Origin of the sequence: Salinivibrio sp. EAGSL (assembly GCF_013366455.1) — a bacterium.
GTDB classification, from domain to species: Bacteria; Pseudomonadota; Gammaproteobacteria; order Enterobacterales; family Vibrionaceae; genus Salinivibrio; species Salinivibrio costicola.
Window position 1 is genome coordinate 28,455 of record NZ_JABWMG010000011.1, and the last position, 22,059, is coordinate 50,513.

Consider the following 22,059-nt stretch of genomic DNA (forward strand, 5'->3'; position numbering starts at 1 on the left):
TGCCTGTCGTTGCTTGATCCATCACTCGATTCGCAATTTTATCAATAACGGCTAAAATCTGGGCAGGTCGCCCGGAGATTTTGGGGACGTCATGAAAATTGAAACAGAAATAACAGAAAAACTGACGCGGGCTTTCACGCCGGCCCACCTTGAGGTACACAACGAAAGTTATATGCACAATGTGCCTGAAGGCGCGGAAAGTCATTTTAAGGTGGTGGTTGTATCGGAGCTATTCAGCGACCAGCGGCTTATTCAGCGCCATAGAGCGGTGAATAGCACACTCGCGGATGAATTGGCGGGTGAGGTTCACGCGCTTGCGATTCACACCTATTCACCGCAAGAATGGCAAGCGCAGACCCAAGCGCCTGACTCTCCGGCATGTCGGGGTGGTGACGTGAATGCGTCTTAGACGAGTGAGAGTGGGCATGATTTTATCTTTTACCTCATGGCAACAATTTCTTACATAAAGGCCTGGTGTCTGCTTGGTATTGATTACGGCCAGACAAGTGTTAATCCGTGACTGTCTCGGTCAACAGTTGTCTGCAACGCGTAAAAAAACAACAGTAAAACTGTGAAGTTACAACGCGCATTGTTTGTACAGGTATGGATAATTGCCACGCCCTAGTGACAATATCCATAGAATCAGTGCTGGGGTTAGTGATAGAATATCGTGCTTAAAGACTAACCTAGGTTGCCTTTGTGTGATGAAATGGTTAGCAGGATGTTGCGACGGTGTGCCTTTAGGCCGCCATTCAGTCGAAAGTCGTGTCTTTAACTGCGCAATAACAGAATTCTTTTTCCCGTTAATGTAGTGCAAGTGCGTATGATTACAATAAAAAAGGGTTTGGATATCCCCATCGCAGGGACTCCTACTCAGGTGATAAGTGATGGTCCAGCCATCAAGAAAGTCGCCTTGCTTGGCGAAGAGTACGTTGGAATGCGCCCCACTATGCATGCGCGAGTGGGTGATGTAGTGAAGAAAGGCCAAGTGGTTTTCGAAGATAAGAAAAACCCTGGCGTCAAATTTACTGCGCCCGCAGCTGGTAAAGTGGTTGAAGTCAATCGCGGTGCCAAGCGTGTTCTTCAGTCTGTCGTCATTGAAGTCGATGGAAATGAGCAAGTTACCTTCAATAAGTACGAAGCGTCGCAATTAGCCTCGCTAGACCGTCAAGCCGTTGTTGATCAACTGGTTGAGTCTGGGATGTGGACCGCGCTCCGCACCCGACCGTTCAGCCGTTCTCCAGCGATTGATGCTGAACCCGAAGCTATTTTTGTTAACGCAATGGACACCAATCCGCTCGCCGCGGATCCTAAAGTGATCATTGATGAACAAAAAGAGGCCTTCGTTGCTGGTTTAGACGTCGTATCGCGCCTCACGGACAAATCTGTCTTTGTGTGCAAAGCGGACGTTGAGCTTCCAACCAGCAAGCAATCTAATGTCGAACAACACGTTTTTGCTGGTCCTCACCCAGCAGGACTGGTTGGTACCCATATCCATTACTTGCGTTCTGTTGATATGGACAAGCAGGTGTGGCATCTCAACTATCAAGATGTGATTGCGTTTGGGCATCTATTCCTAGCCGGTGAAATCCATACGGACCGTGTTGTGTCTATTGCGGGTCCTATGGTCAGTCAGCCACGCCTCATTCGTACCCAGCTTGGCGCTAATCTCGATGAGCTGGTAGATGGCGAGCTAATGGCTGGCGAAAGCCGTGTAATCTCCGGCTCTGTGCTATCTGGTACCAAAGCCACTGGTCCACATGCCTATCTAGGTCGTTTCCATATGCAGGTCTCGGTACTTCGCGAAGGTAACGAGAAAGAACTGTTTGGTTGGCTAGCACCCGGTAAAAATCGCTTCTCAGTGACGCGCGCTTATCTTGGCCATTTGTTTAAAGGTCAGCTTTTCAATTTAACCACCTCCACCAATGGCAGTGATCGTTCCATGGTGCCGATCGGTAATTATGAGCGAGTGATGCCGCTAGATATCGAGCCAACCATGTTGCTGCGTGATATCTGTGCCGGCGATACAGATAGCATGCAACAGCTAGGCGCGCTGGAGTTAGATCCTGAAGATTTGGCCCTTTGTACCTTTGTCTGCCCAGGCAAGTACGAATTTGGTCCAATGCTCCGCGAGAGCCTGGAAAAAATTGAGAAGGAAGGGTAACAGATGAGCCTGAAAAACTTTTTAGAGCAAATCGAGCCACACTTTGAGCCAGGCGGTAAACACGAAAAGTGGTTTGCCTTGTATGAAGCGGTTGCGACCATTTTATACACGCCAGGTATGGTGACCAAAGCCGGCGCGCATGTGCGTGACAGTATCGATTTGAAACGCATCATGATCATGGTTTGGCTTGCGGTGTTCCCAGCGATGTTCTGGGGGATGTACAACACAGGTAACCAAGCGGTTATGGGCTTGATGGACTTGTATTCAGGCGAACAGCTTGCGCAAGTCATCAGCGGAAACTGGCATTATTGGTTAACCGAGTCCATCGCTGGGCCGCTAGCGGCTGCAAGCTGGGGGACCAAAACCATTCTCGGTGCCACCTACTTCCTGCCTATTTATGCCACTGTCTTTATTGTGGGTGGTTTCTGGGAAGTACTTTTCTGCATCGTGCGTAAACACGAAGTGAACGAAGGTTTCTTTGTTACATCCATTTTGTTTGCCCTCATCGTGCCGCCGACATTGCCATTATGGCAAGCCGCGCTCGGTATCACCTTTGGTGTGGTCGTTGCAAAAGAGATCTTTGGCGGCACGGGACGTAACTTCTTGAACCCAGCATTGGCCGGTCGTGCGTTCTTGTTCTTTGCCTATCCAGCACAGATCTCGGGTGATTTGGTATGGACCGCAGCTGATGGTTACTCAGGTGCAACCGCGCTAAGCCAATGGTACACCGGTGGCCAATCAGCACTGATGCACAATGTTAGTGGTCAAACCATGACTTGGATGGACGCCTTTATTGGTAATATCCCAGGTTCAATTGGTGAAGTCTCCACCATTGCCATCTTAATTGGCGGTGCAGCCTTGGTATACATGCGGATCGCGTCATGGCGCATCATCTTGGGTACCTTTTTGGGCATGGCCGTTGCGGCGACCTTGTTTAATCTGATTGGTTCAGATACCAACCCGATGTTCAGCATGCCGTTCTACTGGCACTTGGTGCTGGGTGGTTTTGCATTCGGTATGATGTTCATGGCAACAGACCCGGTATCTGCTGCGTTTACCAATAAAGCGAAATGGTGGTATGGCGCATTGATCGGTGCCATGGCAGTGATCATTCGTGTGGTAAACCCAGCATATCCAGAAGGTATGATGCTGGCGATCTTGTTCGCTAACCTGTTTGCACCTCTCTTTGATAACTTGGTGATTCAGGGCAACATCAAACGGAGACTGGCTCGTAATGGCAAGTAGTAACGATAGTATTAAAAAGACGCTGATCGTTGTTATCGCGTTGAGCTTGGTGTGCTCAATCGTGGTGTCTGGTGCAGCGGTGGCGTTACGTCCTTTGCAACAAATGAACGCAAAATTAGACGTACAAAAGAACATCCTTTCGGTCGCAGGTGTCGATGTGGCGGGTGGTAAGAGCGCGATTAACGATGCTTACAACAAGTATATTGAAACGCGCTTAGTCAGCCTTGAAAAGGGCGACTATGTCAGCCCGGATGCTGTCAATGTTGCTGATGCAGCTGATTATGATCAGCGCGCAGCTGCGAAAGATCCTAGCCTCTCGAAAAAGCTAAGTAGCGAAGAGAATGTAGCAGACATTGGCCGTCGTGCTGATGTCGCTAAAGTCTACGTCGTGAAAAATGATTCGGGTGATATACAGCGCCTCATTCTCCCCGTAAAAGGCTCAGGCCTATGGAGTATGATGTACGCGTTTGTCGCGGTTGAGCCGGATGGTAACACGGTTGCTGATATCGTTTACTATGAGCAAGGTGAAACCCCTGGCTTAGGTGGCGAGGTCGAAAACCCGAAATGGCGCGCGAAGTGGGATGGTAAAAAACTGTTCAACGAGCAAGGCGAGCCAGCCATTCGAATCGTCAAAGGCGGCGCACCTGAAGGAAGCGAGCACGGCATTGATGCGCTTTCTGGTGCAACGCTGACCAGTAACGGTGTTCAGAATCAATTTAATTTCTGGCTAGGTGAGCAGGGTTTTGGCCCGTTCTTAGCAAAAGTTCGTGAGGGAGGCCTGACCAATGGCTGAAGCGAAAGAACTGAAGAAAAATCTGCTATCGCCGGTGCTAGACAACAACCCGATTGCCTTACAGGTTCTCGGGGTGTGTTCGGCACTAGCGGTGACTACGCAAATGCAGACAGCCTTTGTCATGACACTGGCGGTGATGTTCGTCACCGCAATGTCTAACTTTTTCGTGTCGCTGATTCGTAACCACATTCCTAATAGTGTACGTATCATCGTTCAAATGGCGATCATCGCTTCATTAGTTATTGTGGTTGACGAAACGCTGAAAGCGTTTGTTTATGACATCTCTAAGCAGCTTTCGGTCTTCGTGGGGCTGATCATCACTAACTGTATCGTGATGGGACGCGCAGAAGCTTATGCAATGAAGTCATCGCCATTACCGTCATTCATGGATGGTATTGGTAACGCGTTGGGTTATGGTTTTGTTCTGATGACAGTGGCTTTTTTCCGCGAGCTTCTTGGCTCTGGCTCTGTCTTTGGCGTATCAATCCTGCCGGTTGTCAGCGAAGGTGGTTGGTATCAGCCTAACGGCATGATGCTGTTAGCCCCCTCTGCATTCTTCCTCATCGGCTTTTTGATTTGGATTGTGCGTACCTTCAAACCAGAACAAGTTGAAGCGAAGGAGTAACAGCACATGGAACACTATCTAAGCCTGCTGGTGCGCTCAATCTTTATTGAGAACATGGCGTTGGCATTCTTCCTCGGCATGTGTACTTTCTTGGCGGTGTCTAAGAAAGTGAAAACGGCGTTCGGCCTCGGTGTCGCTGTTGTGGTGGTACTGACTATTTCGGTACCGGTTAACAACCTGGTTTACAACCTTATCCTACGTGAAGATGCGTTGGTTAAAGGGGTGGATCTGAGCTTTCTGAACTTTGTGACCTTTATCGGTGTTATTGCTGCTTTGGTACAAATCTTGGAAATGGTCTTGGATCGGTTCTTCCCGCCGCTCTACAACGCACTCGGTATTTTCCTACCGTTGATTACAGTGAACTGTGCCATCTTTGGTGGCGTATCATTTATGGTACAACGTGATTACAACTTCGCCGAGTCGGTCGTTTATGGCTTTGGTTCGGGCGTAGGCTGGATGTTAGCCATCGTCGCGCTGGCGGGGATCCGCGAGAAAATGAAGTATTCAGATGTGCCACCTGCACTACGAGGATTAGGGATTACCTTCATCTCTGTAGGTTTGATGGCATTGGGCTTTATGTCTTTCTCTGGTGTGCAACTGTAAGCCGGGTAAACTGCGAGGAAAGGAATAGTCAATGGACATTATTCTTGGTGTAGTGATGTTTACTCTGATTGTACTGGCGTTGGTGATGGTGATTTTATTCGCCAAATCGAAGCTGGTACCAACCGGAGACATCACAATCGATATCAATGACGATCCAGAAAAAGCGATCGTCACTCAGCCAGGCGGAAAACTGCTTGGCGCACTGGCTGGTGCTGGTGTATTTGTGTCTTCTGCCTGTGGTGGCGGTGGTTCATGCGGTCAATGTCGTGTGAAGATCAAAGAAGGCGGTGGTGACATTCTACCGACCGAGCTTGACCACATTACCAAAGGTGAAGCGCGTGAAGGTGAGCGTCTATCGTGTCAAGTTGCTATTAAGCAAGATATGAAGATTGAGCTGCCAGAAGAGATCTTTGGCGTCAAGAAGTGGGACTGTGAAGTTATTTCTAACGATAACCAAGCCACGTTTATCAAAGAGCTTAAATTACGTATTCCAGATGGTGAATCGGTACCTTTCCGTGCTGGTGGTTATATTCAAATTGAGGCGCCACCACACCATATTAAGTACTCGGATTTTGATATTCCTGAGGAATACCGTGAAGACTGGGAGAAGTTCAACCTTTTCCGTTACGAGTCTAAGGTAGATGAAGACATTATTCGTGCGTACTCCATGGCTAACTACCCTGAAGAAGAGGGTATTATCATGCTTAACGTACGTGTGGCGACGCCACCACCGCGTAACCCAGACGTACCACCGGGCCAAATGTCTTCTTACATTTGGTCATTAAAGCCTGGTGACAAGTGTACTATCTCGGGTCCATTTGGGGAGTTTTTCGCCAAAGACACTGACGCGGAGATGGTCTTTATCGGCGGTGGTGCAGGTATGGCGCCAATGCGCTCACATATCTTTGACCAGCTCAAACGCCTTAACACGGATCGTAAGATTACGTTCTGGTATGGCGCGCGGTCTAAACGTGAAATGTTCTACGTTGAAGATTTCGATATGCTCCAAGAGCAAAATGAGAACTTCAACTGGTATTGCGCACTGTCCGACCCGCTACCAGAAGATAACTGGGAGGGTGATACTGGCTTTATCCATAATGTGCTTTATGAAAACTATCTGAAAGACCATGAAGCACCGGAAGACTGCGAGTATTACATGTGTGGGCCACCAATGATGAACGCTGCCGTGATTGGCTTGCTTAAAGATCTTGGTGTTGAAGACGAAAACATCATGTTGGATGATTTCGGCGGATAGGCACTGATTGTTTGTCTGACCTTGTAATGGCTGGCCCAAGGGCCAGCCATTTTACGTATAAACCTGATGTCGAAGGACACCACTATGAAGAAGTTTTGGTTACGCTGTGCAACAGTCGTTGCCGTGGTTGCAGGTCTTATCGGTTGTGAGCGCGCCCCTGAGCTTGTGCATCTTACGGGCGAGACGATGGGGACCTATTATTCGATCAAATATATCGCGACGGACGCTACTCCCTCGCAGGATGTCGTTCAAGCGGCTATCGATCAGCGTTTAGAAACAGTCAACGATCAGATGTCGACTTACCGAACAGACTCCGAATTGAGTCAATTCAATCAGCACCAAGCGAACTCACCTGTTTCTGTTTCTCCAGCGACAATCACCGTGATTAACGAGGCGATTCGGCTGAATCAATTTACCCAAGGCGCGCTGGATGTCACAGTGGGACCACTGGTTAACCTTTGGAGTTTTGGGCCAGAAAAGCGGCCGGAGACTATTCCCAGTGATGAAGAGATAGCGTCACGGATGGCGATGACGGGCTTAGAACACCTTAGTGTAGATGGGCGTCGACTCATAAAAACCAACCCTGACTTGTATGTTGACTTATCAACCATTGCGAAAGGGTACGGGGTGGATGTTGTGGCAAACTACCTTGGCGATTTAGGACTCGATAACTATTTGGTTGAGATTGGTGGTGAGTTACAATTAAAAGGTGTGAACCAAGATCAAGTGCCTTGGCGTATCGCGATTGAGAAACCGAGTGCGGGAGCGCAGTCAGTACAAGAGATCGTCGAGCCAGGCGATATGGCGGTTGCCACATCTGGCGACTATCGCAACTACTTTGAAAGTGATGGTATGCGTTATTCGCACATTATCGATCCTACGACAGGGCGTCCGATCAATCATCATTTGGTCTCAGTAACCGTACTTGATCCGTCTTGTATGACGGCTGATGGCTTAGCCACCGGCTTTATGGTACTCGGGCCAGATAAAGCGATGGAATTAGCCAACAAAGCGAATATTCCTGTATTTATGGTAGTAAAAACAGACGATGGGTTTGAAGAAATCGCGTCAGAGGCGTTTAAACCTTATTTGCAGCGTTAGTGTCTTTATGTACAGCGTCAGTGCCGTTGAGGCAGTACGATGTAAAGCACGCGTAATGCGTGTTACTCGCTCAGCGCATCTCATGGCGCTGAGCATCACGACCAATAATAGGTGAGCAATTATGTCAGTCTTTCTTATCACCTTCGCAGTCTTTCTCCTTGTCATTGCGGGTATGGCGATCGGCTATATCGTTCAGCAAAAAACCATCAGCGGCAGCTGTGGTGGCTTGGGGGCGATCGGTATTGAAAAAGAGTGTGACTGCCCAGAGCCGTGCGATGCACGAAAAAAACGCGAAGCGCGGGCGGAGAAAACGCGTGAGTGGAAAAAAAATCAAATCATCTAACGTGTTTTGCCAACGCGTCATTTTATAAAGCGCGTGGCTAACCCGTCTGAACTCTGATGAAAAGGCCGGAGCATGAGCAGAAAAATCATTCATATTGATATGGATTGTTTTTATGCCGCAGTAGAAATGCGCGATAATCCGGCCTTACAGTCTATTCCTTTAGCCATTGGTGGCTCTGCCGATGGACGCGGTGTCATTGCCACCTGTAATTATCCCGCGCGGCGGTTTGGCATACGTTCTGCGATGGCCACCGCTCAAGCATTAAAGCTGTGTCCCGGCTTGACAGTGATGCGTGGCAACATGGCGAAATATCGTCGCATCTCTCAACAGTTGCATGCTATTTTTCATCGCTATACCGATACCATAGAACCGCTTTCCCTTGACGAAGCCTACCTTGATGTCTCTGAGACTCAATGTTATCAAAATTCTGCGACCTTAATAGCCGAAGCAATTCGGCGCGACATTCGCCATGAGTTAGGATTAACGGCCTCGGCGGGCGTGGCGCCGATTAAATTCATCGCCAAAGTAGCGTCGGATAAAAACAAACCCGATGGTATTTGCGTGGTGTCACCCGACCAAGTTGAACACTTTGTTCGCGATCTCCCTTTACAGTCTATTCCTGGTGTGGGACGGGTCACCTTGACCAAGTTGCATGAATGGAATCTGTTTACCTGCCATGATATTCAAACCGCGGATCCATCAATGCTTGTCCAGCGCTTTGGTAAATTTGGTTCCGTGCTTTGGCAGCGTGCTCATGGTATTGACCGACGTGAGGTGCAAGTTGAGCGTATACGGAAATCCGTCGGAGTCGAAAAAACCTTGTCTGAGGATCTAAACTTGCTTGATGCCTGTTTGCCGTGGATTGATCGTTTATACGATGAATTGCTGACGCGATTAGAAAAAGCCGATGCAGGGGGACGCATTTGCCGGCAAGGGATCAAAATAAAGTTTAATGATTTTCAAACGACGACGGTCGCACACCGATGTGAGTCCTTGGACCGCGCCATGTTTGATACCTTGTTACACGAAGCCTTTTATCGAGGGGAAGGGCGAGGTATTCGCCTGATTGGTTTGTCGGTTGGGTTGGGAGACGATACCGCCCCCCAACTGAGTCTACTCGGCTAGGCCGTTTTAATTGGAATCGCTTTTAAAATCGCCTGCATTTGTTGCCAATAGTGCCCAACACTATCGATATTTACTTTCTCATCGGGAGAATGCGGAAACTTGATAGTCGGACCAAATGAAATCATATCCATGTTGGGATAGGGCTGTTTAAATAGGCCACACTCTAGCCCCGCATGAATGACCATGATGTCAGGTTTACGCTGATAGATTCCTTCATAGGTATCGCGGAAAATATGCATAATCTCTGAATCGGGATCCGGTTTCCAACCTGGGTAGGCGCCTGAAAACTCGACATTAACATTCGCTAAGCTTGCCAGTGATTGCAGTATGCTTTGCACGTTTTCACGGCCTGAGTCGATCAATGAACGGATCAGAAATAAGGCGGTAATTTTATCTTCCTCAGTATTAATCACGCCGAGGTTAAGTGATGTTTCGACCACGCCAGGGACATCATCACTCATTCTCACTACCCCGTTAGGCGCAGCATTTAAGGCCGCTAATAAACGTGATTGGACGGCGCGTGTGAGGGGATCAGTTGCATTGTCAGTGGATTCCATTACCAAGGTCACTTGCTCTTCCAAGCGGCCTAACTCGTCTTGTAGCAGCGTCGCGAACCGGTCAACAGCGCCAGCCAGTGCGTCTTTTTGCGATGCAGGCACGGCAATATCGGCAAACGCTTCACGAGGAATGGCATTGCGTAATGTACCACCACGTATCGCGAGTAGGCTCATGTCGACATCATCAAGATGATGGCTCAGGAAACGGGCTAATAATTTATTGGCATTCGCTCGACCCGTGTGAATATCCACGCCCGAGTGACCCCCTTTTAATCCTTTAATGCCAATCGTAAAGCGCGCCAGATCTCCCTCTATCGCTTGTCGCTCGAGTGGAAAATGCATACTGGCATCCACGCCACCCGCGCAGCCCATGTACACTTCCCCTTCTTGCTCTGAGTCGGTATTGAGCAGTATGTCACCTGTTAGCCAGCCTGCTTCAAGCCCAAACGCGCCATCCATACCTGCTTCTTCGTTGGTGGTGAGTAATACTTCAAGTGGACCGTGCTCGATATCATCGGCATCGAGAACAGCAAGGCAGGATGCCATCCCCATCCCGTTATCTGCCCCTAATGTGGTGCCATCGGCAGTGACCCACTCCCCATCCACATAGGGACGAATAGGATCGCGGGTAAAATCGTGATCGGTATTTTCATTCTTCTGAGGCACCATATCGAGGTGGGCTTGTAAGACTACGCCCTTGCGATTCTCCATGCCGGGAGTGGCTGGTTTACGAATGAATAGGTTACCAGCGTTATCTTGACGAACCGCTAAACCACGTCCCTTTGCCCAATCGATAATAAACTGGGCTAACTGTGACTCATGATAAGAAGGATGAGGGATAGCACAGATTTGGTCGAAAAACGCCCAAACAGGGCGCGGTGATAATTGGCTAATGTCAGACACGATAAACTCCATTATATTTTATGGTTGACCTTTTATGCAGCAGGTCTCACTGAAATGGAAAAACAAACCCAAGCATATCACTGTCGCTATCACGGCAACAGACATGGATAAAAACCCGCTATGCCAATCAAACTAGGCGTTATTATTGTAATTAAATTACAGATATGAACTTTTTGTGACTCCTGTCACCTTAAAGCTTGTAAATAAATTACCTTTGGTATATTATCTAGACATTGGCAACATCGCTTGCCAGTTGTTCATGGAGTGAACCCGAGCATTCGCCTCCAAGGAACCGAGATAAATGTGAACAACATTGGTTTAAACTTGAGAGAGGTAAAAAATGGAAGGCATGGTATCGAGCTACTACTGGAATCAGCAGTCAGTCTACACCAAAGGTTTTACGTATCCGGCTTCGTTCGGCTACCGCAAGTAAGTTTTATGATTCCCCCGCTCTTACAGAGAGATTTCTGATCCAGAAAGCAAACGCTTTTATTCTGGCGCCACACAATGTGTGGCGTTTTTTTTATAAGTTTTTTGTCTATAAATCGTACTTGTCTAGTTATATCGACGCGCTGCCACAGAATGTTCTCTTCCTCTTCCTCTTCCTCTTCCTCCTCGTCACTACTAAATGATTTTAGCGCTGGAAATTTTAGCGATCGATCGGTAAGATTTGCGCCAATTTTAAATACGCAAACGTTTTCCTTTTGGTATCTAGCGATACATCACTTTTTAGTTTGGGACAAAACCGATGTTAGAGCGTTTATTTCAACTTAAAGCCCACGGCACCGATCTTCGTACTGAAGTCATCGCCGGGTTCACCACTTTTTTAACCATGGCGTATATCATTTTCGTCAATCCCTCTATTTTGGCTGAGGCAGGCATGGATAAAGGCGCTGTCTTTGTCGCGACCTGTCTAGCGGCAGCGGTTGGCTGTCTAGTGATGGGGATTGTGGCAAACTATCCAGTCGCACAGGCGCCGGGGATGGGACTGAATGCCTTTTTCACCTACACCGTGGTTTTACAAATGGGGCACTCTTGGCAGGTTGCGCTAGCCGCCGTATTTATCTCCGGGTTATGTTTCATTTTGTTAAGTGTCTTGCGCGTGCGTGAATGGATCATTAATTCGATTCCAATGGCACTACGAACCGGTATATCAGCCGGTATCGGACTTTTTTTGGCGCTCATTGCGTTGCAAAACGCTGGGATTGTCGTTGACCACCCAGCAACATTGGTTGCGCTCGGTGATGTGACAGCCTTTGCTCCCGCCATGGCGGCACTTGGTTTCTTTCTGACCATCGGTTTGGTGCACCGAGGAATGAAAGGGGCGGTAATGATTGCCATTTTGGCGGTCACGATCATCGGTGTCATCGCCGGTGATGTGGCATACGGTGGTGTGATGTCCGCGCCGCCGAGTTTAGCGCCGACCTTTATGCAACTCGATTTTTCTGGCGCGTTTGAAGTGGGATTAGTGTCGATTGTGTTCGCATTTTTATTTGTCGATCTTTTTGATACTGCAGGAACCTTAGTGGGTGTGGCACAGCGCGCGGAACTTTTGGATAAAGATGGTAAACTACCGCGCTTAAATCGTGCATTACTGGCAGATAGTACCGCGACATCAGTCGGGGCGCTTTTAGGCACGTCAAACACAACGTCTTACATTGAGAGCGTATCAGGGGTTGCCGCTGGCGGTCGCACGGGATTGACCGCTGTGGTTGTTGGTATTCTGTTTTTACTGGCGCTCTTTTTTGCACCGTTAGCAGGTATGGTGCCTGCCTATGCGACTGCGGGCGCCTTATTTTATGTGGCCATCTTGATGATGTCAGGTTTGGTGAGCATTAATTGGCGTGATCTGACTGAGGCTGCGCCTGTTGTGGTGGTGTGTTTGCTGATGCCGCTGACTTATTCAATAGCAAGCGGTATTGGGCTTGGTTTCATCGCGTTTTGTGCCGTAAAAACCTTTGCGGGCAAAGGGCGAGAAGTTCCTGTCAGTATCTGGATTTTGGCGGGGTTGTTCTTACTTAAGTTTGTTTTCTTAGTGTAAAGCAACTTGCCCACATTGACGTTAAAATAAGGCGAGAGACGCCACGAGGTTTTCACCATGAGCACTAAGTTTATTATCACCTGGGACAATATGCAGATGTACACCCGGCAATTGGCAGAAAAGCTGCTCCCAGCAGAGCAATGGCAAGGTATTATCGCCGTTACCCGCGGTGGTTTGGTCCCTGCTGCTATTCTTGCCCGAGAGCTGGGCATTCGCCATGTCGACACAGTCTGTATTTCCAGTTATGACCACGACCATCAACGCGATATGCGTGTCGTCAAACAAGCGCCCGGTGATGGTGAAGGATTTATTGTGGTTGACGATCTCGTTGATACAGGAGGGACGGCTGAAATGGTGCGTCAACTCTACCCCAAAGCACGTTTCGTGACTGTGAGTGCGAAGCCTGCGGGCAAGTCTCTTGTTGATGATTATGTTGTTGATATTCCTCAGGATACTTGGATTGAGCAGCCTTGGGATATGGCGGTCAGCTATGTTGATCCGATTGCCAAGTAAATGCCGTTGGTAACGTAAATAGCGTACCAGATTAAGCCCAAACGCTGCGTTTACACGTGGCGTTTTTTATTCCTGTGATTAAGTGCGGAAAATCATGGTCTTGCTATGTGTATGGTTTAAACTAACATCACGTTACAAAAAAGCCTAGGAGTGGGTGTGTCCAAGAAAGAATCACAAAACCTATCGGTGACGCTTTTTGCTAAACACAAACATGCTACCGAAACATCGACACTATTTGGTGCGGTTCAACAAAGCCAGCAAGCCAATTACTCGGCATTTGATGGCGACAGTGAATCGAGTTGGTACCGTATGCGTCGTCGTGGTCAGTGGACTTGGCAAGGGGTCGATCCGGTCGAAATGGAAGCGATCTTTTCTCGTATAGCCTCTTCTGACAATACCCGTTCTGTCGATGCGTTATTGGATACGGTTGAAGGTTACCGAGCGGGTAACTGGCACTATGAGTGGACCGCGGTAGGGATGCAACACCAAAAACAAGCACAGGTGTTGGCAGATGAAGGAAAGGCTAAGCAGGCGAGTGAACAATGGCTTCAGGCGTGTACTTACTTTGGTATCGCGGCTTACCCTCACCTTAAAGGGGATAACCTTGCCTTACAGGCCGAAACTTTGGCATTTAAAGCGTTTGAAAAAGCAATGTCACAACTGCCGTTTACGGTGAAGACTGTCGAAACGCAATTAGACGGTAAGACGTTAAAAGGGTATCTCTATTTACCCCGTACAGACGCCACCTTACCGGTTGTGATCTTGAGTGGCAGCCTTGATAGCTTACAAACCGATCTCTGGCGCTTATTTGTCGATTACTTTGCGCCCGCCGATATCGCGGTACTGACGCTTGATATGCCATCGGTCGGCCACAGCAGCCACTGGCATTTAAACGAAGACACCAGCCGCTTGCATGCGGCGATGCTTGATAAGCTTGCGGATGTGCCATGGGCGGATCACCATCGCGTCGGCACCATGGGTATCCGTTTTGGGGCTAACCCAGCAGTGCGGATGGCATTTTTAGAACCTCATCGTATCAAGGCCAGTGCGTCACTGGGGGGGATTGTGCATGCATTGCTCACCGATGCGACAAGAATGAAAAAAATGCCCCCCATGTACCTGGATACCTTGGGCTCACGCATAGGACGCCGGCTGCCCATCGATACCTTGAAAACGCGCTTACAAGCGTGGTCATTAAAAAATCAAGGTCTGCTCACCGGTCGCCGCACAGACGTACCGATTCTCGCACTAAGCTTGAAAGATGATCCGGTTTGTCCTGAGTCAGATAACCAGTTAATTGCGCGATATAGTCGCGGAGGGAAAGCCGTTACCCTCCCAAACACGCCATTACATGATGGCTATCATCGTGCACTCACAGAAACCGTCAAATGGTTTACGGACATGCTTTAAACCTATCATGAGAGGCGCTGGCCCGAACTGAAGGTGTGATCTACCGCCGAAAGCGAAGGATTGATATTCACCTGAACGTTAACCGCATGATATACCATGTACAAGGACGTTAAAGTGCCACTGGAGGACACGATGAGCGATAAAACAACGCTTTCACATGGACGATTAAAAACGCGGTTTACAGCTTTAGGCCCCTATTTTCGAGAGGGGATATCGGCACCAGAACGTTACTTTTTTGATAGCCTGTCCGTCTGTGTGGATGCGGAAAAAGATCCGGATGCGCGAGAATTTTGGGGATGGTGGTTTGAGTTAGCCCCCATCGAAGACGGTTTCAATTATCGCTATGGGTTTGGTCTTTATGACCACAAAGGGGATTGGGTGAGTGAGTCCATTCCTCAAGAGGCGAGAAAAGCGGTAGATAAAACGTTAACCAACTTTTATACCAAGTTGTATAGCCTGCTAGACGAAGAGCTCGATCTATCCTTGTCACCCAGCGACGCGCTTACCGAACCTAAATTGACGGGCACCAAGTAACCGTGAATTGCCTGATCCTAGCTCTTGTTAAATGAGCAAGGGATTGATAAAAGAGACACCTAAGCTTTTGTGGATCAGGCAAGCATGACTATTCAAGACGCATTTCAAGATGGTGGCCTAGCAGCCAACATTCCCTCGCAAACTCTCGTGGTTAAATTGGGCACCAGTGTGCTTACGGGCGGCTCGACGCGCTTGGATCAAGCGCATATGGTTGAGTTAGTTCGCCAATGTGCAAGGTTAAGACAACAAGGCCATCAGGTCATTATCGTCTCATCTGCAGCCATTGCAGCAGGGCGAGAGCATCTTGGTTATCCGGTATTAGCCGATACGGTTGCAAATAAGCAAATGCTTGCCGCAGTTGGCCAGTGTCGTTTAATTCAAACGTGGGAACACCTGTTTAGTTTATACGGCTTTCAGGTAGGCCAAATGTTATTAACTCGCGCCGATTTAGAACACCGAGAGCGTTTTCTCAATGCGCGTGACATGCTTCATGCGCTACTAGATAACGGTATTATTCCTATTGTGAACGAAAACGACGCGGTGGCCACCGCTGAAATAAAAGTTGGAGACAATGATAACTTATCGGCACTGGTTGCGATTTTAGCCGATGCGGACAAGCTTTTACTCCTCACTGATCAGCCAGGCCTCTTTACCGCCGATCCTCGCGCGAATCCTGACGCTGAATTAATTCGCGAAGTGCACACGATTGATGAAACCTTACGCAAATTGGCGGGCGGCAGTGTTGGTGGTTTAGGTACGGGAGGAATGGCAACCAAACTGCAAGCGGCGGATATTGGTCGCCGAGCCGGTGTTGAAGTGACGATTGCAGCAGGCAGTAAGCCGGAGGTGATCCAAAAAGCCGTCGCCGGTGACAATGCAGGGACACGCTTTTTACCCTTAGATAGCCCGTTAGAAAGCCGTAAACGTTGGATCCTGGCCGGCCCGCCACCAGCCGGTGAGATTATTATTGATGCAGGTGCCGCCACGGCAGTGACGCAAAACGGAAGTAGCCTGTTGAGCAAAGGGATTGTCGCGGTGAAAGGCGAGTTTGCTCGCGGAGAAGTAGCACGTATTGAATCGGTTGATGGTAAGTGTCTGGCCCGAGGGATCTGTCGTTATGCCGCGCGTGATTTGCGCCGTATTGCGGGTGCACATAGCCAACAGATTGCAGATATTTTAGGCTATGAGTATGGACCGGTTGCGATGCATCGAGACGATCTTGTGGTTATCGACGAATAACATCCAAGCAGAGACGAATAGAAGAGACCAATAAAAGATGAGCTTACAAACGATGGGTAAGTCGGCAAAAGATGCCGCTTACCAACTGGCGATCACATCGACTGCGACGAAAAACCAGGCATTAGCGATCATTGCCGATGAACTTGATGCACAGCAGGCGACAATTTTAGCCGCAAATCAAATCGATCTTGCCGCCGCTCGTGAGACAGAGATGGATGCGGCGATGCTCGATAGACTTACACTGACCCCAGAACGTCTCACCAATATGGCAAAAGATGTTAGACAAGTCATCGCGTTAGCCGATCCCGTCGGTCAACAGTTCGATCATAAACTGCTCGAAAATGGCTTGTCATTATCCAAGCGACGTGAGCCTCTGGGCGTGATTGGTGTGATTTATGAAGCGCGCCCAAATGTCACCATTGATATTGCTGCATTATGCTTGAAAACCGGCAATGCCAGTATTTTACGCGGTGGCAAAGAAACGTTTGCAACCAACCAGGTGCTAGTGAATGTCATCCAAACTGGGTTAGAAAAAGCAGGCCTACCGCTCGCGTCCGTTCAGTATATTGATAAGCCCGATCGCGCCCTCGTCTCTGAGCTGCTGACCCTGGATGATTACGTTGATATGATTATTCCCCGTGGTGGGGCTGGGCTGCATAAAATGTGCAAGCAAAACAGTACCATTCCTGTGATTATCGGGGGCTTTGGTATTAGTCATCTGTATGTTGATCACAGCGCGGATCTTGATAGAGCGCCAGAGGTGATCCTCAATGCAAAAACAGATCGCCCATCAGCGTGCAATGCATTGGACACCTTGTTAGTGCATAAGGACGTGGCTGCGCAGTTGTTTTCTCGTTTAGTCACGCTGTTTAATCAACATAAGTTGAATGTTGTCGCCGCATCAAGTGCATTGCCTTATCTGGATGGTGTTGAGCATCTACGTGAAGCACAAGCGGGTGACTTTGATACTGAGTGGCTAGGGCCGACACTGGGTGTGGCCGTTGTTGATGACGTGGATCAGGCGCTTGCGCACATGAGGACCCATAACGCGAGTCACTCTGATGCCATACTGACTAATGATTTACAATCGGCTGAAGCCTTTATCAACGGTGCCGGATCGGCGGCTGTGTATGTCAATGCATCAACACGGTTTACTGATGGGGCACAGTTTGGTTTAGGCGCGGAAGTGGCCGTCTCTACCCAAAAACTTCATGCCCGCGGGCCAATGGGACTCGAAGAGCTAACGACCTATAAATGGGTCGGCAAAGCGGATTACTTATCACGTGTATAACGGCGAGCCTTAGTCAGTCATAACCGACTAAAAAAGCCGCAAGTGCATTCAGCACTTGCGGCTTTTTCTTATTTATCCGTGTACCTACTATTTACCATGTACCCACTATTTATCATGTACCCACACGATAAGGCTATTTCACTTCAACGCCTTTTGCTTGCAAGTCTGCATGATAAGAGGATCGAACAAACGGGCCACAGGCTGCATGTGTAAAGCCAAGATCTAGCGCGATTTCTTTTAATTCATCGAATTCTTCTGGTGGCACATAGCGCTCAACCGGCAAGTGGTGACGGCTTGGGGCGAGGTACTGTCCTAGCGTTAGCATTGTGACACCATGCGCACGTAAGTCTTTGAGCACCTCGATAATTTCTTCTTTGGTTTCACCGAGACCCATCATCAATCCTGACTTGGTTGGTACGTCTGGATGCATTTCGCCAAACTTTTTCAACAGATCCAATGACCACTGATAATTAGCGCCGGGGCGCGCTTTTCGGTACAAACGCGGTGCCGTTTCAAGGTTGTGGTTGAACACATCGGGTGGATTGTCACGCAAGATATCGAGGGCTTTATCCATACGACCACGGAAGTCAGGGACCAGTGTCTCTATTTGAATATCAGGATTAAGCGTACGGATCTCACGGGTGCAATCGACAAAATGCTGAGCGCCGCCGTCGCGGAGATCGTCACGATCCACCGAGGTGATCACCACATAACGTAGCTTCATGTCCTTGATAGTTTGTGCCAAATGCTTTGGCTCTTCACTGTCAGGGGCTACAGGGCGGCCATGGGCCACATCACAGAATGGGCAACGACGTGTACAGATGGCACCCAGAATCATAAAGGTTGCCGTACCGTGGCTAAAACACTCAGCCAAGTTAGGACACGAGGCTTCCTCACACACCGAGTGGAGGTTATTTTTGCGCATCGCGTCTTTAATTTCTTTTATACGCGCAGTTTCAGCCGGGAGCTTGATTTTCATCCAATCAGGCTTGCGCAGCACTTCTTTTTGCTCGGTCTGCATATTTTTGACCGGGATAAGCGCCATTTTATCGGCGTCGCGGTATTTAACGCCGCGTTCCATCTGAATCGGTTTGCTCATAAATCGCTGCTTTCCGTTGTAAACTCAACCTGAGAGTAACCTAACTGTTGAGTTAAAGTGTCTACCAGCACAGGTTGGACGTCAGCGAGTGTGACGTGATCAACCTGATCGCTCAGTTGCGTCATGGCCATACCGGCATACCCACATGGGTTGATGCGCTGGAATGGTGATAAATCCATATTGATGTTTAGTGCCAATCCATGGAATGAGCATCCGCGACGGATACGGAGCCCAAGAGAACATATTTTTGCATCGTTAACGTAAACGCCAGGTGCATCGGGTCGCGCGTAAGCGTCAACGTGGAAATGTGCCAGCGTGTCAACGACAAGATTTTCAATATGACTAACCAGTGCCCGCACACCGACTTTTTTTCTTTTAAGATTAATCAGGAAATAGGCAATCAGCTGACCAGGACCATGATAGGTAACTTGCCCCCCACGGTCTGATTGTACGACTGGAATGTCTCCCGGGACCAAAATATGTTCCGTTTTTCCCGCTTGCCCTTGGGTAAAAACGGGGTCATGTTCAACCAACCAGACCTCATCTTGGGTCTGTTCATCACGTGTGTCGGTGAAGTCACGCATCTGTTCCCAAACACGTGAATACGGTTGACGGCCGAGGTGTCTCACAACGAGTTGGTGCTGCAAACCCATTTCCCATATTGTTGTCAGTGGCGATATTATAGAGCCTGGCGGCGTGATTAAAAGCCGCCAGTCGTGTGGGTATTTGAATTAAAGGACCATACGGACGATATCAATATCGCTGAGTTCTTTATAAAGCGTCTCAACTTGCTCAATGGAGGTCGCTTTAATGGTAATAGACACAGAGTGATAATTGCCTTTTGCACTCGGTTTGACGGCGGGGCTATAGTCTCCCGGTGCATGGCGTTGAATAACGCTTAACACTTGATCCGGTAGCTCGGGTTTCGCTTGGCCCACGACCTTGTAGGTAAATTGGCAAGGAAACTCCAGCAGGTCTTTTAATTTTGGTTGCTCTTGCATGTAAACTCCTAACAGTATGTCTGTTAAGACACACGTTTGTGCGATTGATCACGATTAACGCGAAATACTAATCGGCTAAGAGTCAGAAAACAAGCCGCCCACGAGGTTGGAGGGCGGCGTAAAGTGGGAGTTATCCGAGTAAGTTTTTGAACATCATCACGATGTAGTCAATGAAACGGCTAAAGATACCGCCTTTTTCGACATCGTTGAGGGCAACCAGAGGATATTCAGCGATGTCTTCATCATCAACTTGATAGAACAACTTACCGACTACATCGCCTTTACTGATAGGCGCTTCGAGGGTTTGTTCTAAAACAAAGCTCGCTTTCAAATCGCGTGCTTTACCGCGAGGAAGAGTGACAAAGGTATCTTCGGTGACGCCTAGCGCGACTTCGTCTGTATCACCCATCCATACTTTCTCAGTGACAAAGGTTTCATTGGCCTTATGCGGTGCAACTGTTTCAAAGAAACGGAAACCATAGTTCAGCAGCTTTTTACTCTCAGCCTTACGGGCATTTGCACTCTTCGTCCCCATGACAACTGAAATAAGACGCATGTCGCCCTCAGTCGCTGACGTGACGAGGTTGTAACCGGCCCCATCAGTGTGGCCCGTTTTAATGCCATCGACATTCAGGCTTTTATCCCAGAGCAAGCCATTACGGTTGTATTGAGTAATGCCGTTGTAGGTAAAGGCTTTTTCTTTGTATATCCGATACTCTTCTGGCACATCACGAATCAGCGCTTGGCCGAGTAACGCCATATCATAGGGGGTGGTATACAAATTTTGAGAGTCTAAACCATGCACATTAGAAAAATGCGAGCTGTTCATGCCCAAGCTTTCGCCCCAGCGGTTCATCAAATCGACAAAGGCGTCTTCCGAGCCCGCAACATGTTCTGCCATCGCCACACAGGCATCATTACCGGATTGGATGATGATACCGCGGTTTAGATCGGCCGCTTTGACCGTGGTGCCGACCTCGATAAACATTTTTGACGATTCAGGGTAATTTTTTGCCCAAGCGTTTTCGCTAATGACAACATCATCGTCCATTGAAATGTTACCACGCTCGACTTCTTGGCCGATGACGTAGCTGGTCATCATTTTGGTTAAGCTGGCTGGGTTGAGGCGCTCATGAGCATTATATTCTGCCAACACTTTGCCAGAATGGTAATCCATAAGCACATATCCTTTCGCCGCAATTTGCGGTGCATCAGGGACGACAGCGGGCGCGGCTTGGACAGTCGCTGTGGTGAGCACAGCCGCGGAAAGCAGCGCGCGTATGCGAAAAACGGTTTTATTCATCATTGTTAGTACTTTTGTCGGTTATCGATGTCGATACTGTATTTGTCACTATACCAAATTGCGTAGAGAGCGACAGGCTCGATTTCTTTAACTTATTGATTATCTGTTTTGGCACTTGTTACCGATGAGTCAGTACTCACAAGTGCCTCGGTGACGATAAAGGCGCCCGGCAATTGGTGCTGTTTTGCTGTGCGCATCGCTTGTTGTGCTTGGCCACGGTCGTAAAACGGACCAAAACGTACGCGATAAACTTGGTCACGGCGCGCGATATGGGTAGGTAGACCATGGCTTTTTGCTAATTGTTCCGCGGTTTGATTGGCTTTTAAACCATCTGAAAGCGCCGCCAGTTGAACATAATAGGCATGGTGCCGGGCGGAGTGCCACTCATCTTCCTTGGGTTTTTCAGGGGAGATAAGCCGCAGTGAGACAGGCGCAGTCCCTGTTTTTAACACGTCCAACTTCTTCGCGGCGGCATAGCTAAGATCAATCACGCGTTGGTTGTGAAAAGGACCGCGGTCATTGACACGCACAACTGCTTTTTTGCCATTGTTTTGGTTAGTGACTTCGACATAGCTCGGCAAGGGCAAGGTTTTGTGCGCCGCAGACATGGAGTACATATCGTAGACCTCACCATTGGAGGTGCGATGGCCGTGAAACTTCTCTCCATACCAGGAGGCAATTCCTGCTTGTTGATACCCCTTAGGCTTACGTAAAATCTGGTATGACTGCCCGTTTAACGTGTAATCCTTATTACCCGCGAGGCTGTAAGGCTCATATTTAGGGTGTGCGTCCTCAACATGAATGGTTTGTGGAACCCGATCTGGGGCTTTGTCATTATGCATATCGTAGCGCCCTTGCTGATTGCTACAGGCGCTGAATAAAAGGGAAGTAATAACAACAAGAATAGCTCGCAT

General features: G+C 48.7%; 22 protein-coding genes. 16 read left to right on the forward strand and 6 right to left on the reverse strand.

Annotated elements, in window-relative coordinates; all coding sequences use genetic code 11:
* Nucleotides 1-91: 91 nt before the first annotated feature.
* From bolA to dinB, 10 genes are all read left to right on the forward strand, one after another.
* A complete protein-coding gene (gene bolA, locus HLG76_RS08450) occupies nt 92-409 on the forward strand; it encodes a transcriptional regulator BolA (RefSeq protein ID WP_077461629.1) in 318 nt (105 codons plus the stop codon).
* 414 nt (nt 410-823) lie between these two features.
* Nucleotides 824-2,164 carry a Na(+)-translocating NADH-quinone reductase subunit A gene (locus HLG76_RS08455; RefSeq protein ID WP_175993468.1) on the forward strand — a complete coding sequence of 447 codons (1,341 nt, stop codon included), beginning with the start codon at nt 824-826 and terminating at the stop codon, nt 2,162-2,164.
* A gap of 3 nt (nt 2,165-2,167) precedes the next feature.
* Complete coding sequence (locus HLG76_RS08460; protein WP_175993469.1) at nt 2,168-3,409, forward strand: NADH:ubiquinone reductase (Na(+)-transporting) subunit B; 1,242 nt, start codon at nt 2,168-2,170, stop codon at nt 3,407-3,409.
* Nucleotides 3,399-4,202 carry a Na(+)-translocating NADH-quinone reductase subunit C gene (locus tag HLG76_RS08465; RefSeq protein ID WP_021024139.1) on the forward strand — a complete coding sequence of 268 codons (804 nt, stop codon included), beginning with the start codon at nt 3,399-3,401 and terminating at the stop codon, nt 4,200-4,202. The genes HLG76_RS08460 and HLG76_RS08465 overlap by 11 nt, the downstream gene beginning before the upstream one ends.
* On the forward strand, nt 4,195-4,827 hold the full coding sequence (locus HLG76_RS08470) for an NADH:ubiquinone reductase (Na(+)-transporting) subunit D (protein ID WP_021024138.1): 633 nt from the start codon (nt 4,195-4,197) through the stop codon (nt 4,825-4,827). The genes HLG76_RS08465 and HLG76_RS08470 overlap by 8 nt, the downstream gene beginning before the upstream one ends.
* A gap of 6 nt (nt 4,828-4,833) precedes the next feature.
* Nucleotides 4,834-5,430, forward strand: a complete 597-nt coding sequence (gene nqrE / locus HLG76_RS08475; RefSeq protein ID WP_021024137.1) for an NADH:ubiquinone reductase (Na(+)-transporting) subunit E — start codon at nt 4,834-4,836, stop codon at nt 5,428-5,430.
* A 31-nt stretch (nt 5,431-5,461) separates the two neighbouring features.
* The gene (nqrF, locus tag HLG76_RS08480; RefSeq protein WP_021024136.1) at nt 5,462-6,685 is read left to right on the forward strand and encodes an NADH:ubiquinone reductase (Na(+)-transporting) subunit F; all 1,224 of its coding nucleotides are present in this window, start codon (nt 5,462-5,464) and stop codon (nt 6,683-6,685) included.
* A gap of 84 nt (nt 6,686-6,769) precedes the next feature.
* A complete protein-coding gene (locus HLG76_RS08485) occupies nt 6,770-7,786 on the forward strand; it encodes an FAD:protein FMN transferase (protein ID WP_175993470.1) in 1,017 nt (338 codons plus the stop codon).
* 121 nt (nt 7,787-7,907) lie between these two features.
* A complete protein-coding gene (nqrM, locus tag HLG76_RS08490) occupies nt 7,908-8,129 on the forward strand; it encodes a (Na+)-NQR maturation NqrM (protein ID WP_021024134.1) in 222 nt (73 codons plus the stop codon).
* 72 nt (nt 8,130-8,201) lie between these two features.
* On the forward strand, nt 8,202-9,254 hold the full coding sequence (dinB, locus tag HLG76_RS08495) for a DNA polymerase IV (RefSeq protein ID WP_175993471.1): 1,053 nt from the start codon (nt 8,202-8,204) through the stop codon (nt 9,252-9,254).
* Here dinB and HLG76_RS08500 read toward each other — a convergent pair.
* The gene (locus tag HLG76_RS08500; protein WP_368656351.1) at nt 9,251-10,714 is read right to left on the reverse strand and encodes an aminoacyl-histidine dipeptidase; all 1,464 of its coding nucleotides are present in this window, start codon (nt 10,712-10,714) and stop codon (nt 9,251-9,253) included. The genes dinB and HLG76_RS08500 overlap by 4 nt on opposite strands.
* 748 nt (nt 10,715-11,462) lie before the next feature.
* On the opposite strand from HLG76_RS08500, the gene HLG76_RS08505 reads away from it, so the two are divergent.
* The 6 genes from HLG76_RS08505 (at nt 11,463) to HLG76_RS08530 (ending at nt 17,742) form a co-directional block, all read left to right on the forward strand.
* The gene (locus tag HLG76_RS08505; RefSeq protein WP_021024131.1) at nt 11,463-12,755 is read left to right on the forward strand and encodes an NCS2 family permease; all 1,293 of its coding nucleotides are present in this window, start codon (nt 11,463-11,465) and stop codon (nt 12,753-12,755) included.
* 57 nt (nt 12,756-12,812) lie between these two features.
* Nucleotides 12,813-13,268 carry a xanthine phosphoribosyltransferase gene (gpt, locus tag HLG76_RS08510; RefSeq protein WP_175993473.1) on the forward strand — a complete coding sequence of 152 codons (456 nt, stop codon included), beginning with the start codon at nt 12,813-12,815 and terminating at the stop codon, nt 13,266-13,268.
* Between the two features lie 156 nt (nt 13,269-13,424).
* Entirely contained in the window at nt 13,425-14,678 is a 1,254-nt protein-coding gene (frsA, locus tag HLG76_RS08515; protein WP_175993474.1) for an esterase FrsA, read from the forward strand.
* A gap of 132 nt (nt 14,679-14,810) precedes the next feature.
* Nucleotides 14,811-15,212 carry a sigma factor-binding protein Crl gene (crl, locus tag HLG76_RS08520; RefSeq protein WP_175993475.1) on the forward strand — a complete coding sequence of 134 codons (402 nt, stop codon included), beginning with the start codon at nt 14,811-14,813 and terminating at the stop codon, nt 15,210-15,212.
* A gap of 84 nt (nt 15,213-15,296) precedes the next feature.
* Nucleotides 15,297-16,451, forward strand: coding sequence for a glutamate 5-kinase (proB, locus tag HLG76_RS08525; protein WP_175993476.1), 1,155 nt, complete (start codon nt 15,297-15,299; stop codon nt 16,449-16,451).
* Between the two features lie 37 nt (nt 16,452-16,488).
* Nucleotides 16,489-17,742 carry a glutamate-5-semialdehyde dehydrogenase gene (locus HLG76_RS08530; protein ID WP_175993477.1) on the forward strand — a complete coding sequence of 418 codons (1,254 nt, stop codon included), beginning with the start codon at nt 16,489-16,491 and terminating at the stop codon, nt 17,740-17,742.
* A 133-nt stretch (nt 17,743-17,875) separates the two neighbouring features.
* Here HLG76_RS08530 and lipA read toward each other — a convergent pair whose 3' ends face one another.
* The 5 genes from lipA to HLG76_RS08555 all read right to left on the reverse strand — a co-directional run bounded on the left by lipA (nt 17,876) and on the right by HLG76_RS08555 (nt 22,059).
* Nucleotides 17,876-18,841 carry a lipoyl synthase gene (lipA, locus tag HLG76_RS08535; protein ID WP_175993478.1) on the reverse strand — a complete coding sequence of 322 codons (966 nt, stop codon included), beginning with the start codon at nt 18,839-18,841 and terminating at the stop codon, nt 17,876-17,878.
* Nucleotides 18,838-19,494, reverse strand: coding sequence for a lipoyl(octanoyl) transferase LipB (lipB, locus tag HLG76_RS08540; RefSeq protein ID WP_037367580.1), 657 nt, complete (start codon nt 19,492-19,494; stop codon nt 18,838-18,840). The genes lipA and lipB overlap by 4 nt, the downstream gene beginning before the upstream one ends.
* 78 nt (nt 19,495-19,572) lie before the next feature.
* Nucleotides 19,573-19,842, reverse strand: coding sequence for a DUF493 family protein YbeD (gene ybeD / locus HLG76_RS08545; RefSeq protein WP_025744456.1), 270 nt, complete (start codon nt 19,840-19,842; stop codon nt 19,573-19,575).
* 130 nt (nt 19,843-19,972) lie between these two features.
* Nucleotides 19,973-21,145, reverse strand: a complete 1,173-nt coding sequence (locus HLG76_RS08550) for a serine hydrolase (RefSeq protein ID WP_175993491.1) — start codon at nt 21,143-21,145, stop codon at nt 19,973-19,975.
* A 92-nt stretch (nt 21,146-21,237) separates the two neighbouring features.
* Nucleotides 21,238-22,059, reverse strand: a complete 822-nt coding sequence (locus HLG76_RS08555; RefSeq protein ID WP_175993479.1) for a septal ring lytic transglycosylase RlpA family protein — start codon at nt 22,057-22,059, stop codon at nt 21,238-21,240.

Bases quoted from the DNA above. Each gene is read 5' to 3' on its own strand.
- nqrF (WP_021024136.1), top strand. From the start codon at position 5,462: ATGGACATTATTCTTGGTGTAGTGATGTTTACTCTGATTGTACTGGCG.
- bolA (WP_077461629.1), top strand. From the start codon at position 92: ATGAAAATTGAAACAGAAATAACAGAAAAACTGACGCGGGCTTTCACG.
- HLG76_RS08550 (WP_175993491.1), bottom strand. From the start codon at position 21,145: ATGAATAAAACCGTTTTTCGCATACGCGCGCTGCTTTCCGCGGCTGTG.
- HLG76_RS08470 (WP_021024138.1), top strand. From the start codon at position 4,195: ATGGCTGAAGCGAAAGAACTGAAGAAAAATCTGCTATCGCCGGTGCTA.
- dinB (WP_175993471.1), top strand. From the start codon at position 8,202: ATGAGCAGAAAAATCATTCATATTGATATGGATTGTTTTTATGCCGCA.
- gpt (WP_175993473.1), top strand. From the start codon at position 12,813: ATGAGCACTAAGTTTATTATCACCTGGGACAATATGCAGATGTACACC.
- crl (WP_175993475.1), top strand. From the start codon at position 14,811: ATGAGCGATAAAACAACGCTTTCACATGGACGATTAAAAACGCGGTTT.
- nqrM (WP_021024134.1), top strand. From the start codon at position 7,908: ATGTCAGTCTTTCTTATCACCTTCGCAGTCTTTCTCCTTGTCATTGCG.
- HLG76_RS08455 (WP_175993468.1), top strand. From the start codon at position 824: ATGATTACAATAAAAAAGGGTTTGGATATCCCCATCGCAGGGACTCCT.
- proB (WP_175993476.1), top strand. From the start codon at position 15,297: ATGACTATTCAAGACGCATTTCAAGATGGTGGCCTAGCAGCCAACATT.
- HLG76_RS08485 (WP_175993470.1), top strand. From the start codon at position 6,770: ATGAAGAAGTTTTGGTTACGCTGTGCAACAGTCGTTGCCGTGGTTGCA.
- HLG76_RS08530 (WP_175993477.1), top strand. From the start codon at position 16,489: ATGAGCTTACAAACGATGGGTAAGTCGGCAAAAGATGCCGCTTACCAA.
- HLG76_RS08505 (WP_021024131.1), top strand. From the start codon at position 11,463: ATGTTAGAGCGTTTATTTCAACTTAAAGCCCACGGCACCGATCTTCGT.
- HLG76_RS08555 (WP_175993479.1), bottom strand. From the start codon at position 22,059: ATGCGAGCTATTCTTGTTGTTATTACTTCCCTTTTATTCAGCGCCTGT.
- HLG76_RS08460 (WP_175993469.1), top strand. From the start codon at position 2,168: ATGAGCCTGAAAAACTTTTTAGAGCAAATCGAGCCACACTTTGAGCCA.
- ybeD (WP_025744456.1), bottom strand. From the start codon at position 19,842: ATGCAAGAGCAACCAAAATTAAAAGACCTGCTGGAGTTTCCTTGCCAA.
- lipA (WP_175993478.1), bottom strand. From the start codon at position 18,841: ATGAGCAAACCGATTCAGATGGAACGCGGCGTTAAATACCGCGACGCC.
- lipB (WP_037367580.1), bottom strand. From the start codon at position 19,494: ATGGGTTTGCAGCACCAACTCGTTGTGAGACACCTCGGCCGTCAACCG.
- HLG76_RS08465 (WP_021024139.1), top strand. From the start codon at position 3,399: ATGGCAAGTAGTAACGATAGTATTAAAAAGACGCTGATCGTTGTTATC.
- nqrE (WP_021024137.1), top strand. From the start codon at position 4,834: ATGGAACACTATCTAAGCCTGCTGGTGCGCTCAATCTTTATTGAGAAC.